Genomic DNA, 537 nt, shown 5'->3' on the forward strand with positions numbered 1-537 from the left:
GACGGCATGGAGTTGCCCTGGGACGGCGCGACTTCTGGTGATCTGCTGGTGCGTGGGCATTCGGTGGTGCGCGACTATTTCCGGAGCGAGGGGGACAACCCACTGCAGATCGATCACGAGGGACAAGAGTGGTTTCCGACCGGCGACGTTGCGACCATCGATGCCGATGGCTTCATGCAAATCACTGATCGCAGCAAAGACGTCATCAAGTCGGGTGGCGAATGGATCGGCTCAATCGACCTGGAGAATATCGCGATGGCGCACCCCGCAGTCTCTCAGGCGGCATGCATTGCCGCGAAACACGCGAAGTGGGACGAGCGGCCATTGCTGATCGTCGTCAGGAAACAGCAAGCGGATTTAACGCGGGAAGAACTACTCGCCTTTTATGAAGGCAAGATCGCGAAGTGGTGGACGCCTGATGATGTGGTCTTCGTCGACGCGATCCCATTGGGCGCTACGGGCAAGGTCCAGAAAAACCGTCTGCGGGACCAGTTTGGCGATCATCTGATGGCCAGGGCTGCGAACTGAGCGTTGTGT

1 protein-coding gene is annotated in these 537 nt (G+C 58.7%); it reads left to right on the forward strand.

Going from position 1 to position 537, the window contains the following annotated elements; translation table 11 throughout:
• Nucleotides 1–528, forward strand: a 528-nt coding sequence (locus tag AWB68_RS46075) for an AMP-binding enzyme (protein ID WP_143282104.1), incomplete at its 5' end; no start/stop codon positions are given.
• Between the last annotated feature and the right edge of the window lie 9 nt (nucleotides 529–537).

Source organism: Caballeronia choica (assembly GCF_001544535.1).
Lineage (GTDB): Bacteria > Pseudomonadota > Gammaproteobacteria > Burkholderiales > Burkholderiaceae > Caballeronia > Caballeronia choica.